The organism is Comamonas testosteroni TK102 (assembly GCF_000739375.1).
GTDB classification, from domain to species: domain Bacteria; phylum Pseudomonadota; class Gammaproteobacteria; order Burkholderiales; family Burkholderiaceae_C; genus Comamonas; species Comamonas brasiliensis.
This window is the reverse complement of the sequence record NZ_CP006704.1, coordinates 122,096-134,783: the sequence shown is the minus strand read 5'-3', so window position 1 is coordinate 134,783 and position 12,688 is coordinate 122,096. Positions and strand designations below refer to the sequence as shown.

General features: G+C 63.7%; 13 protein-coding genes and 1 tRNA gene. 9 read left to right on the top strand and 5 right to left on the bottom strand.

The genetic code is table 11. The features are described 5' to 3' along the window. Positions 1-48 precede the first annotated feature (48 nt). Positions 49-912, top strand: coding sequence for a PPK2 family polyphosphate kinase (locus O987_RS00575; protein ID WP_003059787.1), 864 nt, complete (start codon positions 49-51; stop codon positions 910-912). Positions 913-1,077: 165 nt separating this feature from the next. Here O987_RS00575 and O987_RS00570 read toward each other — a convergent pair whose 3' ends face one another. Further along, on the bottom strand, positions 1,078-2,001 hold the full coding sequence (locus O987_RS00570) for a fumarylacetoacetate hydrolase family protein (RefSeq protein WP_029158564.1): 924 nt from the start codon (positions 1,999-2,001) through the stop codon (positions 1,078-1,080). A gap of 209 nt (positions 2,002-2,210) precedes the next feature. Here O987_RS00570 and O987_RS00565 point away from each other — a divergent pair, with 209 nt between their 5' ends. Continuing rightward, the gene (locus tag O987_RS00565) at positions 2,211-3,518 is read left to right on the top strand and encodes a Glu/Leu/Phe/Val family dehydrogenase (protein ID WP_003059791.1); all 1,308 of its coding nucleotides are present in this window, start codon (positions 2,211-2,213) and stop codon (positions 3,516-3,518) included. Between the two features lie 226 nt (positions 3,519-3,744). On the opposite strand, the gene O987_RS00560 is transcribed toward O987_RS00565, so the two are convergent. Continuing rightward, positions 3,745-3,821: transfer RNA gene (locus tag O987_RS00560), tRNA-Met, on the bottom strand. Positions 3,822-4,001: 180 nt separating this feature from the next. Here O987_RS00560 and radA point away from each other — a divergent pair. The 5 genes from radA to O987_RS00535 all read left to right on the top strand — a co-directional run bounded on the left by radA (position 4,002) and on the right by O987_RS00535 (position 8,558). Next, positions 4,002-5,387: a DNA repair protein RadA gene (radA, locus tag O987_RS00555; protein WP_003059793.1), complete on the top strand. Its 1,386-nt coding sequence runs from the start codon at positions 4,002-4,004 to the stop codon at positions 5,385-5,387. A gap of 180 nt (positions 5,388-5,567) precedes the next feature. Then, positions 5,568-6,023, top strand: a complete 456-nt coding sequence (locus O987_RS00550) for a hypothetical protein (protein ID WP_003059795.1) — start codon at positions 5,568-5,570, stop codon at positions 6,021-6,023. An 81-nt stretch (positions 6,024-6,104) separates the two neighbouring features. Next, positions 6,105-7,043, top strand: coding sequence for a branched-chain amino acid transaminase (locus O987_RS00545; RefSeq protein WP_003059799.1), 939 nt, complete (start codon positions 6,105-6,107; stop codon positions 7,041-7,043). Between the two features lie 139 nt (positions 7,044-7,182). Beyond that, complete coding sequence (locus O987_RS00540; RefSeq protein ID WP_003059801.1) at positions 7,183-7,392, top strand: zinc-finger domain-containing protein; 210 nt, start codon at positions 7,183-7,185, stop codon at positions 7,390-7,392. Between the two features lie 80 nt (positions 7,393-7,472). Further along, positions 7,473-8,558, top strand: a complete 1,086-nt coding sequence (locus O987_RS00535; protein ID WP_043370439.1) for a glycosyltransferase — start codon at positions 7,473-7,475, stop codon at positions 8,556-8,558. Here the strand turns inward: O987_RS00535 and O987_RS00530 are convergent. Next, the gene (locus O987_RS00530) at positions 8,548-9,312 is read right to left on the bottom strand and encodes a glycosyltransferase family 25 protein (RefSeq protein WP_043370438.1); all 765 of its coding nucleotides are present in this window, start codon (positions 9,310-9,312) and stop codon (positions 8,548-8,550) included. The two genes, O987_RS00535 and O987_RS00530, sit on opposite strands and share 11 nt — an antisense overlap. A gap of 75 nt (positions 9,313-9,387) precedes the next feature. Between O987_RS00530 and O987_RS29325 the strand changes: the two genes are divergently transcribed. Together O987_RS29325 and O987_RS00525 are read left to right on the top strand one after the other, a co-directional pair. After that, positions 9,388-9,765, top strand: coding sequence for a hypothetical protein (locus O987_RS29325; protein ID WP_235214232.1), 378 nt, complete (start codon positions 9,388-9,390; stop codon positions 9,763-9,765). 63 nt (positions 9,766-9,828) lie between these two features. Beyond that, positions 9,829-10,692, top strand: coding sequence for an O-antigen ligase family protein (locus tag O987_RS00525; protein WP_235214231.1), 864 nt, complete (start codon positions 9,829-9,831; stop codon positions 10,690-10,692). On the opposite strand, the gene O987_RS00520 is transcribed toward O987_RS00525, so the two are convergent. Together O987_RS00520 and O987_RS00515 are read right to left on the bottom strand one after the other, a co-directional pair. After that, the gene (locus tag O987_RS00520) at positions 10,683-11,582 is read right to left on the bottom strand and encodes a lysylphosphatidylglycerol synthase transmembrane domain-containing protein (protein ID WP_200879607.1); all 900 of its coding nucleotides are present in this window, start codon (positions 11,580-11,582) and stop codon (positions 10,683-10,685) included. The two genes, O987_RS00525 and O987_RS00520, sit on opposite strands and share 10 nt — an antisense overlap. Before the next feature lie 32 nt (positions 11,583-11,614). Continuing rightward, positions 11,615-12,631 (bottom strand): glycosyltransferase family 2 protein, encoded by a 1,017-nt coding sequence (locus O987_RS00515; protein ID WP_043370435.1) that lies wholly within the window; start codon positions 12,629-12,631, stop codon positions 11,615-11,617. Positions 12,632-12,688: the final 57 nt, after the last annotated feature.

The window sequence follows — 12,688 nt, the reverse complement described above, 5'->3', positions numbered from 1 at the left end:
GCCATGCGCTAGGCTGGGCACCTCGTCACACCAGGGAGGACGCCGCCCATGCCGCAATCGATCTTCACCAGCAGCGATGCCGCGCTGCGCGAACGCTGGAAGGCGCTGCAACCGGGCGCCGCTGCCGTTAAGGCCGGACGCTGCGAGCTGGCCGGGTTCGATCCCGGCGCCAAGCCCTTCTCGGGCGGCAGCAAGGCCCAGGACAAGGCCAGCGTCGAAGCCCTGGCCGAGGAGCTGGACGCGCTGCAGAACCTGTTCTATGCCGACCGGCGCTTCAAGCTGCTGGTCATACTGCAGGGCATGGACGCTGCCGGCAAGGACGGCACGCTGCGCGCTGTCTTCGGTCGCATGTCGCCGCTGGGCGTGCGCTCCGTGGGCTGGAAGGCGCCCACCGACGTCGAGAAGTCCCACGACTACCTGTGGCGCATCCACCAGCAGACGCCGGGGGCGGGCGAGATCGTGCTCTTCAACCGCAGCCAGTACGAGGATGTGCTGGTGCCCGTGGTCAACGGCTGGCTCACGCCCGAGCAGCAGACCCAGCGCTATGCACAGATCAACGACTTCGAGCGCATGCTCAGCGAGACCGGCACGGTGATCGTCAAGTTCATGCTGCACATCAGCAAGGACGAACAGCGCGAGCGGCTGCAGCAGCGGCTGGACGACCCCTGCAAGCACTGGAAGTTCGACGAGAACGACCTCAAGGTGCGCGCTCAGTGGGACGACTACCAGCAGGCCTATGGCCGGCTGCTGGCTGCCACGCACACGCCATGGGCGCCCTGGACCATTGTCCCCGCCGACTCCAAGACCCACCGCAATCTGATGGTGGCCACGGTGCTGCGCGAGGTGCTGGGCAATCTGGAACTGAAATATCCGCCCGGCGCACCGGGGCTGGATCACATCCAGGTCCGGTGACACGGACAGCGCCTGCAGCCATCGGCAATAGGCCACCGGCGCTAGCGCTTCGCTCTCATAAAAAGAGCTGCTACCGCATGTGCTCAATGATTTTCAGAATGAAAAGCATCTGAAATCATTTATTTACAAGCGGCAGCAGCTCCCTTTTTATTCCACCTGAATAGATCAGAACTGCCAGCCCAGTCCGCCCAGGCCTTCGAACTCCATCTCGAAGCGATCGCCAGCCTGTAGCGGCATGCAGCCGCACCAGGTTCCCGTCGTCACCACGGTGCCGGCAGGCACGCTGCCGTATTCGCGCACCACATGCTGCAGCCAGTCCACCAGCAGCCAGGCCGGATCGCCCAGGCTGTGCGTTCCGGTAAAGCGCTGCGGCGAGCCGCCATTCACGGTCACCGTGCACAGCTGCCGCGCCCAGTCGCGGCCGGCGATGATGGAAGCGCTCTGCCACTCGCCCAGCGCCAGTCCGCCATGGCACTGGCCGTCGGCCAGCAGGGCCAGGGCCGGGGCCTTGGTGCCGTCGCGCCAGCGCACATCCACCCATTCCACGGCCACGCACACGGCGTCCACCAGCGCCAGCGCGCTGTCGTAATCGAGGGCTGCGGCCTGCTCTGCGCTGACCTCCCGGCCTATGCGCAAGGCGATCTCGGCCTCGGCATTGCGCAGATTGAAGACGGTGGCGGGTGCAGGCACCGGATTCAAGCCCTGGCGAATGCCGTCCTCGGGCAGCGGCACATGCAGCAGCGCGGCATTGCGCCCCGGCCCACCGGACTTCCAGTAGCGCGGCGCGCGATCGGCGGGCCACCAGTTCCAGCTGCGCGCCAGCGCGCTCTGCACGGCACGGGCATCGGCGGCCTCGCCCATCAGCGCTGCCACGTCGGCGCCCCGGGCCTGGGCCGCGCCCAGCTTGCGCGACCACCACAGCGCATCGGCCGTGGCATAGCTGTCTTCGGGCAATCCGGGCCACAGCGTCTTCCAGTCGGGCAGCACCTCGTCCTGCGTCTGCAGCTCGGGCGCCAGGCCTATGGGCGGGGTATTCGCAAACGGTGCAGGGCCGCACCAGCCGCTTTGGCAATCTTGGTTTTCAGACATGGCGGCAATGATGGCAAATTTCCTGTCCCCACGCCACTCATCGGGCACCTGGCGCTCATCCAGAGCGGCTTTCCGATGGTTATGCACAAAACGCATAGCATCTCAAACAAGAAGCCTTGGACAGGAAAATTCGGCGCGCGCACACTGTGAATCCCGGACAGCAAGGGCTTACAACGACCTTGCTCCACTCAGTCAACTAGGCCTTCATCATGCAAGCCAAAGACTCTTCAGCGCTGTCCACAGCGCATGCTCTGCCTTCCTACCTCAACCCCGATCATCTCGGTCCCTGGGGCATTTATCTGCAACAGGTCGACCGTGTCACCCCCTATCTGGGCTCGCTGGCCCGCTGGGTGGAAACGCTCAAGCGCCCCAAGCGCATCCTGATCGTCGACGTGCCCATCGAGATGGACGATGGCCGCATCGCTCACTTCGAGGGCTACCGCGTGCAGCACAACCTGAGCCGCGGTCCTGGCAAGGGCGGTGTGCGCTTCCACCAGGATGTGACGCTGTCCGAGGTGATGGCCCTGTCGGCCTGGATGAGCATCAAGAATGCAGCCGTGAACGTGCCCTACGGCGGCGCCAAGGGCGGCATCCGCGTCGATCCGCGCCAGCTGTCCAAGGCAGAACTTGAACGCCTGACCCGCCGCTACACCAGCGAGATCGGTCTGCTGATCGGCCCCACCAAGGACATTCCGGCACCTGACGTGAACACCAACGGCCAGGTCATGGCCTGGATGATGGACACCTACTCCATGAATACGGGTGCCACGGCCACCGGCGTGGTCACGGGCAAGCCCGTGGACCTGGGCGGTTCGCTGGGTCGCGTCGAGGCCACGGGCCGCGGCGTGTTCACCGTGGGTGTGGAAGCGGCCAAGCTGACTGGCCTCAATGTGCAGGGCGCACGCGTGGCCGTGCAGGGCTTCGGCAATGTGGGCGGCACGGCAGGCAAGCTGTTTGCCGACGCCGGCGCCAAGGTCGTGGCCGTGCAGGACCATACGGGCACCATCCGCAACGCCAACGGTCTGGATGTGGCGGCCTTGCTGGAGCATGTGGGCAACACCGGCGGCGTGGGCGGCTTTGCCGGCGCCGAGGCCATGGATGCAGCCGACTTCTGGGGCGTGGATTGCGACATCCTGATCCCCGCGGCGCTGGAAGGCCAGATCACCAAGGACAACGCAGGCCAGATCAAGGCCAAGCTGGTGATCGAAGGCGCCAACGGCCCCACCACACCCGAGGCCGACGACATCCTCAACGAAAAAGGCGTGCTGGTTCTGCCCGACGTGATTGCCAACGCCGGCGGCGTGACCGTGAGCTATTTCGAGTGGGTGCAGGACTTCTCCAGCTTCTTCTGGACCGAGGACGAGATCAACGCCCGCCTCGTGCGCATCATGCAGGAAGCCTTTGCCGGCGTCTGGGCCGTGGCCCAGGAGCACAAGGTGACGCTGCGCACCGCCACCTTCATCGTGGCCTGCAAGCGCATTCTCCACGCCCGCGAAGCACGCGGCCTGTATCCATAAGCAGCCCCTGAGGCGCTTTGCGCCTCCCCTGGCCGGGCGCCCCTGGCCGGGCGCCCCTCGCCGGGCGCCCCTCTCTCCACACGCTTCGCGCCAACGGAGGGGGCGATGCCTTCGCCGGGGCGGCGGGGCCGCGAGGCGGCACCTGCTCGGCATCTCTTTGTGGGATGTGCCTGTTTGAGTGCGAGCACCACGAAAAAAGCCTTCTGTTTCCAGAAGGCTTTTTTGTTGGTTGCGCGAGAAGGATTTGAACCTCCGACCTTTGGGTTATGAGCCCAACGAGCTACCAGACTGCTCCATCGCGCGGTAATTTGTTTCTCAACAGCAGCTGCTGTGTCGATGGCGCAATTGTAGCCTAAATCGGCCTGTCATGCGGAGCAGTTATATAAACGCGCGCTTTTCATGGTTACTGGCTCTGAAATTTGTCGCCCGCTCCGCATGGGCGGCAGCATTTGCGGCCCGGGCCAGTCGGTATAGTTGCCGCCCATGGCCAAAGAGAAAACCACTTTCACCTGCAACGCCTGTGGCGGCACCAGCCCGCGCTGGCTGGGCAAATGCCCGGGCTGCGGCGCCTGGAACAGCCTGGTCGAGACCGTGGCCGACTCCGCCTCGGGCGGCAAGAACCGCCTGAGCCAGCCCCAGGGCTATGCAGGTCTGGCCAATGCCCAGCCCGTCACCCCGCTGTCGGCCATCGAGGCCCAGGATGTGGCACGCACGCCCAGCGGCATCGAGGAGCTGGACCGGGTACTTGGCGGCGGCGTGGTCGAAGGCGGCGTGGTGCTGATCGGCGGCGACCCTGGTATAGGTAAGTCCACACTTCTTTTGCAGGCCATGGATGCATTGCACCGTATCGGCCTGCCCACGCTCTATGTGACGGGCGAGGAAAGCGGTGCCCAGGTGGCGCTGCGCTCGCGCCGGCTCGGGCTGGACAACAGCCAGGTCAATGTGCTGGCCGAGATCCAGCTCGAGAAAATCCTGGCCACCGTGGAGGCCACCCAGCCCGCCGTGGTGGTCATCGACTCGATCCAGACCGTATATTCGGATCAGCTCTCCTCGGCTCCAGGCTCCGTGGCCCAGGTGCGCGAATGCGCGGCCCATCTCACGCGTGCGGCCAAGACCACGGGCATCACCATCATTCTGGTAGGCCATGTGACCAAGGACGGCGCGCTGGCAGGCCCGCGCGTGCTCGAGCACATGGTGGACACGGTGCTCTATTTCGAAGGCGACACGCACAGCAACTTCCGCCTGGTGCGCGCCATCAAGAACCGCTTCGGTGCCGTCAACGAGATCGGTGTCTTCGCGATGACGGAAAAAGGCCTCAAGGGCGTGACCAACCCCAGCGCCATCTTTCTGAGCCAGCACAGCGAGCCCGTGCCCGGCAGCTGCGTGCTGGTGACGCTGGAGGGCACGCGCCCCATGCTGGTGGAGATCCAGGCCCTGGTGGACCAGGGCGGTCCGGCTGCGCGTCGCCTCTCGGTCGGCCTGGACCGCGACCGGCTGGCCATGCTGCTGGCCGTGCTCAACCGCCATGCGGGCGTGGCCTGCGCCGACCAGGATGTCTTCGTCAACGCCGTGGGCGGCGTGCGCATCAACGAGCCGGCAGCCGACCTGGCGGTGATGTTGGCAATCACTTCCAGCCTGCGCGGCAAGTCGCTGCCCAAGGGCTTTATCGCGTTTGGCGAGGTCGGTCTGGCCGGCGAGGTGCGCCCCGCACCGCGCGGTCAGGAGCGACTCAAGGAGGCGGCAAAGTTGGGATTCACTATCGCCGTGGTTCCCAAGGCCAATGCTCCCAAGAAGCCCATCGCCGGCCTGACCATTCATGCCGTGGAGCGCGTGGATGAGGCCATCAACATCGTGCGCGGCATTGGCTGATGTATTTTGATAGCTGCTTGCGCCTTTCAGTCATCGATATCAGCTAATAAATGATCTGAAATCGTTGATTGAAATACGCATGCAGCTACTGTTTTTGAAAACCCCTTGGTCACAGCGGCCTGTGCGGGCATACGCACTGTCCGCAACCTCAAACCCATACCCTCGTAAGACAATAAGCCCATGAATTTGCGCAATATTTTGGTTCCCCTGGGCTTGATCGTGCTGATGATCGCGGCCTACAACTCTGCGGGCTGGCCTGGCGTGGCGGCCGTGGCAGGCGGCATCCTCATGTGGGGGCTGCTGCACTTCACGCGCCTGATGACCATCATGAAGAAGGCGTCGGACCGGCCTATCGGCTATGTGGGCAGCGCCGTGATGCTCAATGCCAAGCTCAAGCCCAAGGTCCCGCTGGTCCATGTGGTGGCCATGACCCGCTCCCTGGGCCAGCGCCTGTCCGAAGAAGGCCAGAGCCCCGAGATCTACCGCTGGACCGATGGCTCGCAGTCCCATGTGACCTGCGAGTTCGTCGCCGGCCGTCTCATGAAATGGGAGCTGCAGCGTCCCGAGCCCAAGGAAGAACTGAACCCGACTGCTGCGCAAGCAACAGCCCGGACATCGGAGTCGACCTCCCCCTAAAATGGCAGCTTCAGGAGACAAGCGCTGCCGCCTATCCGGCAGCAGCGCCCGCCGAACACACAACCCATAGAGGATGGTTTTATGAGCCCTGTTGTTCCCTCGATGTCCGACCGCGACGGAAAGATCTGGATGGATGGCCAGCTGGTGGAGTGGCGCGATGCCAAGATCCATGTGCTGACCCACACGCTGCACTATGGCTGCGGCGCCTTTGAAGGCGTGCGCGCCTACGAAACCGAGCAAGGCACGGCCATCTTCCGCCTTGAAGAGCACACCAAGCGCCTGTTCAACAGTGCCAAGATCCTGCGCATGCAGATCCCGTTCAGCCAGGAGCAGGTCAATCAGGCCCAGGTCGAGGTGGTCAGGGCCAACGGCCTCAAATCCTGCTATCTGCGCCCGCTGACCTGGATTGGCGACCGCAAGCTGGGTGTCTCGCCCAAGGGCAATACCATCCATCTGATGGTGGCGGCCTGGGCCTGGGGCGCCTATCTGGGCGAGGAAGGCATGCAGCGCGGCATCCGCACCAAGATTTCCAGCTTCACCCGCCACCATGTGAACATCACCATGAGCCAGGCCAAGGCGGTGAGCAACTACACCAACTCCATCCTGGCCAATACCGAGGCTCTGGACGACGGCTACGACGAGGCCATCCTGCTGGACGCATCGGGCTTTGTCTCCGAAGGATCGGGCGAAAACATCTTTGTGATCAAGGATGGCGTGATCTACACCCCCGACCTGTCCGCCGGCGCACTCAACGGCATCACCCGCAACACCGTGCTGCACATCTGCAAGGACCTCGGCCTGGAAGTGGTGCAAAAGCGCATCACCCGTGACGAGTTGTACATCTCGGACGAGCTGTTCTTCACCGGCACCGCCGCGGAAGTCACGCCCATCCGCGAAGTGGACCGCATACAGATCGGCGAAGGCCGCCGCGGCCCGATTACCGAGAAAATCCAGACGGCCTATTTCGACATCGTCAACGGCCGCAACCCCAAATACGCACACTGGCTCACCAGAGTGTGAATTCCCCTGAGCGGCTTTCCGCTTCCCCCTTGGGAGGCGCATCGTCGCTCAGGGATGGCCCCTGCTCGGTGCTTCTGACCTCAGTTGCGCCCGCATTGCCGGCCATGCTTCATTGTTGAAAACACGAAAGACACGAGAAATGACCACGAACGCCGTCGTCGAACTGGCCGCCAAAGACCTGAATGCCCAGGGAGGCGTGTTCTGCCCCAGCCCCAAGGCCGATATGAAGCTGTGGAACAGCCACCCCAAGGTCTACCTGGATGTGGCCAAGACCGGCGACGCCAAGTGCCCTTATTGCGGCACGACCTACCGCCTCAAGGCCGGCGAGGTGTTTGCCGGCGGGCATTGATTCCCCCGAGCCCCAAGGCATCTGGTCGCTCCAGCGAACGACCAGATGCTTTTTTCATTTGCGAGCCACGATAGCGAGCCATGCGCATTCTTCACTTTGTTACCGGAGGCTTCTCCGGCGCCACCCAGGTCGCCGTGGACCTGAGCCTGGCCGCGCTGCGCACGCCCGGCCATGAGGTTCTGCTGGTGCTGCGCCGCAAGCCCAGCACGGATGAACGCAAGATCGAGGTCCTGCGCCAGCAAGGCCTTCAGGTCGTCGTGGTGTCCAACTGGCTGCATGCGCTCACCGTCTGGGAGCTGCGCAAGATCATTTGCGCGTTCAAGCCCGATGCGATGTTCGCGCATGGTTTCAGCGACCATATCTGGGGCCGTCGCGCGGCCGCGGCCGAAGGCGTGGCGCATATCTTTCATGTGGAACACAACTCGCGCGAGCGCTACACGCCGCGTCGTCTGCGCCAGGCCCTGGCGCTGGAGCCGTTCACCCAGGCCCATATCGGCGTCTCCGAAGGCGTCAGGACCAGCCTGGTCGAGCGGGGTTTCCCGGCCGAAAAATGCATTGCCATCTGCAACGGCATCGATCTGACGCGCTTTGCCCAAGAGGCCATGCCCCAGCACTGGCAGGAGCGCGAGCCGGCGATTTACATGGCTTCACGCTTTGCGCGCCAGAAGGATCACGACACGCTGATCAGGGCCATGGCCGCTCTCAGGCAGCGCGGCCTGACTCCAACACTCTATCTGGCCGGCGCAGGCAAGAGTTCGCTCAGGGCCAGAGCCGAGCGGCTGGTGGCCGAGCTCGGACTTGAGCAGCAGGTTCGCTTCCTGGGCAATGTCTCGGACCTGCCCCAGCGACTGTCCAGGACGCAGATCTTTGTTCTGGCGACACATTGGGAAGGCATGCCTCTGGCGCTGGTGGAGGGCATGGCTGCAGGCTGTGCCTGCGTCGTCTCCGACGTCATCGGAGCCCGGGAAGTCGTCACCCCCGAGGTGAACGGCCTGCGGGTGCAGGAGTCAGACCCCGGCTCCATGGCGGACGCACTGCAAAGACTGCTCCAGGACCCTGCCCTGGCCCAGCACCTGGGCTCGGCGGCGCGTGCTCATGCACTCAGCCACTATGGACGCGAGCAGATGTGGGGCCAATATCAAGGACTGCTGCCGGTCAAGGCTTGAGCACCGCCGAGACCTGAGGTTTTGCGGCCCGGAGATTGCCCCAGTTCAATGCCAGCTTCATCTTGAATTTGCGCATTTTCTGCAGGCGGCTCGTCGGTGCTGCCTGCTGGGCCCAGATGCTGCTGACCTCACTGGTGTCGTCCAGGGCAATGACCGAGGGATAGACACCGTAAACACGCAGGTCGTTTTCAAACCAGAAGCGGATATCCACATCCACCGGCCGGTCGAAGGGAACACGCGCCTCCAGCATCTTGCGGGCACCGGAGCGGCTGATGACGTAACCAGCGGCAAAGCTAGGCACCCGCTGATAGGAGATCAGCTGCAAAGACCCTTCTACCAGCGGCCCCTGGTTGGCTATCTTTTCCGGCTCGCGCCCATAGAGCTTGATCATGTCCCAGCTGCCATCGGCGGGCAGGGCTTCGATCGCCGCCAGCGCCTGGGGCAAATCCGGCAGAAGCCGCACATCGTCCTCGAAGACCACCATGGCAGGCGCATCGCCATCCAATAGCTGCTGCCATGACCGCAGATGGCTGGCGTAGCAGCCCTTCTCTCCGTTGCTCAGGGGTTTGAAGTAGCGACCATGGCTTTGAGGGGCACAGAAGTAATGTCTTTGCTCGGCCGGCGACAGATCCGCCCACCACACGGCAGGCAAGCGCGATGCCGCCAGCCCCATTTGCGCGAACTGCTCAGTCATGCGCTCGCGACGCTCCGCGTCCTTGGACAAATTGATAAAGACAATGGGTAATGACGACATACACTTCTGCACCGAACACAAGACCTGCAGTGTAGGTTGAAGCCCGCTGCCTCGCAGAAGAACCCGATTACAACTATGAATGAGCCTACATCCGTCGCGCCTCAACCCGGCCAGCCCGGCAAGCGGGCGGCTGCCCTTTCTCATGCCCTGGATGCCGCCTGCTTTGCATTCTTTGCACTGAGCCTTTGCGTGCCTTCGGGCTATTCCTACGGATCCACGGCCCTGGCTCTTCTGGCTCTGGCCGGTTCCGTCGCTGCTCGCCCCAAAGGCCTTGCTCGGCGTGAAACCTTGGTGCTGGTGGGGCTGATGCTGGTGCTGGGACTGCTCTGGAGCCTGTCCTTTGATCGCTGGTTCTCGGCGGCAGGCTGGGGCTACGGCGCGAAATATGCCTTGGCCGCTCTCAGCCTCTGGTATCTGAGCAAATCGGGTGTCCGGCTCCCGGCCATTGTCTAGGGCCTGGCTCTGGGCTGCGCAGGCGCCCTGGCCATTGCCGTGTACCAGGCCGGCGTGCTCAAGATGCCGCGTGTAACCGGCTTTACCAACGCCATCCAGTATGGCGGCATCGCCATGTACCTGGGTTTTGCCACCTTGTCGCTGGCCGTGCTGGGCCGCTGGAGCAAGTCCCGCGCCGCTGCCCTGGGCCTGCTGGGTGCATGCGGTGTCTTTGCGTCCTTTCTTTCCGACTCCCGCGGCTCCTGGGTCGTGATACCGCTGCTGATCGCGGCCATCTGGCTGATGGCCTGGCTCAACGGCTACAAGCGTCTGGCCAGCCTGGCTGCGGCAGCAATGCTCATGCTGGGGCTGATCGTGGCAGTGCCTGCCTACCAAAAGCTGGAACAGCGCAGCACCGAAGCCGCCCGGGAAGTCTCACAGTATCTGCAGGACCCCCAGAAATATGCGGTGACCTCGGTCGGCCAGCGCCTGGAGCAATGGCGCCTTGCGATTCATCTGATCGAGCAGCGTCCCTTCAGCGGCTGGGGACTGGCCGGCTACCCTGCGGCCAAGAAGCAGATGGTCGATCAAGGCCTGGCCCATCCCTCGGTCATGGAGTATGGGCATGCGCACAACGAAATCCTGGACATGTGGGTCAAGCGCGGGCTGCCAGGTCTGATCCTGCTGCTGGCGTTCTATGCCGTGCCTGCCGCCATTTTCTGGCCCACGCCGCGCCGTCTGGCACGTGCCGATGCGGCTCATCGCCCCAGGCTGCTGGCTCTGCGTGCAGCAGCCACCCTGCTGCCACTGGCCTACTTCGGCTTTGGCTGGACCCAGGTATTCTTTGCGCACAACAGCGGCAACATGTTCTACATCTTCAGCCTGGCCGTGCTCTGGGGCGGTATCTGCAGACTGGAAGCCCGGGCTCCCGCATCGGCTCAGTCCTGAGCCCTGCCCGGCAAGCCCAGGGCCAGGGCTCCCAGAGCCCCCTGGCCCAGCGCAAAGACACCATACAAGAGGCCGACCCCGACGGCCAGAACCGCAGGCACGCCGAACGGAGCCAGCGCTGCAACGGCTGCGGCTTCACGGGTGCCCCAGCCGCCCACACTCACAGGCAGTGCCGCCATCAGGAATATGGGGGCGATGACGAAGCCCCAGGCAGCCGGCGGCAAATGCAGGCCCAGAGCCATGGCACCACAGGCCAGCGCTGCGGCGGACAGCAACTGCACCAGGGCCGAGGATGCGGCTTGCAGCCAAAGCTGGGACAGAAAGTCGGGGCTGTCGGCCGCCATGCGCACAGGCTCCAGCCAAGCGCCAGGCAGCTTGAACCAGTTGCTGCGCAGACCCTGCAGCAAGGCCCAGGGCAGCAGCAGCCAGATCACGGTGACGGCAAGCAGCAGCGTGATGAAGAGAGCGGTATTCAGGCGCACCCAGGGAGCCAGCGTGGAAGCGCAAGCCACCGCACCCAGACCTCCGATCGCGCACAGCATCCACAGGCCGCTGACCCTATCGAGAATCACCGAGAGATTGCTGGCCGCCTTGGCCTGCCCGGTCTTCTGCAGCGCTATAGCGCGATAGACATCACCGCCCACCACAGCGCCGGGCAGCAACACATTCAGGCCGATGGCCTGAAAGTACCAGCGCATGCTCGAAGCCACCGGCATCTGGGCCCCCAGCCACCGCGCCATGGCACGCCAGCGCCATGCCGAGACGACATTGGAGGCGATGGAAATCCCGAAGCCTCCCAGCAGCCACCAGGGGTTGGCCTGCTGCAGCCGACCCCAGAGCTGAACGGGGTTGGCGAAATAGACAACGGCGGCCAGCAAAGCGATGCCCATCAGGGCCCGGACAAACGCCTTACGCGTCTTGCTCACAGGAGCGTGGTCTCGGTTTTCGCTGCCTTGTCTTCGGCCCTGTACCCGGCGGAGCCGTAATCCTTGGCGTAGTACTGGAGACCGCTGCCCGACTCGTAATAGATACGCGTCAGCAGCTCGCCGATCAGACCCGCCGCGATGAACTGCATGCCCATCAGCACCAGCATGACCCCAGCCATCAACAGGGGACGGCCTCCAATCGATTCGCCCATGATCTTCTGCGCCAGCAGCCACAGCAGAATCAGCACGCCAGGCGTGGCCATCCACAGTCCCATGCCGCCAAAGGCATGCAGCGGGCGCTGGCGAAAGCGCATGAAGAAGACAATGAAGATCAGATCCAGAATCACCCGGAAAGTGCGATCTATGCCGTACTTGGAGACACCGCGCGTGCGTGCATGGTGACGCACCGGAATCTCCGTGATACGCGCGCCGGCATCACGCGCCAGCGAGGGAATGAAGCGGTGCATTTCGCCGTAAAGGCGAATGCGGTCGATGATCTCGCGGCGGTAGGCCTTCAATGCGCAGCCGTAGTCATGCAGCTGCACATTGGTGAATTTGGAAATCAGGCGGTTGGCCAGCACCGAGGGCAGACGGCGCGACAGCGCCTTGTCCTGGCGGTTCTTGCGCCAGCCCGAGATCATGTCCACATCGGGGTCGTTTTCCAGACGCTCCAGCAACAGCGGAATATCGCCGGGTTCGTTTTGCAGGTCGGCATCCAGCGTGACCACATAACGGCCGCGCACGCGGTCAAAACCGGCCTGCAGGGCGCTGGACTGCCCGTAGTTGCGTACCAGACAGACGGCACGCACCCAGGGATGCTGCTCGGCCAGCTCGCGCAGACGCCTGGCACTGCCATCCGTCGAGCCATCGTCCACCGCAATCAGTTCGTAGCTCAGCGGCTGGGTGCGCATGGCCTCGTCAATACGGGCCACCAGGTCGGGCAGATTATCGAACTCGTTATAAACAGGAACAACGATGGAAACTTCGGGATTGGAATCGTGCACGGACGTCATGCTCAATGATTTTGGATAACAGTCACCTATACTAACTGAATACCCTAGGTGCCATTT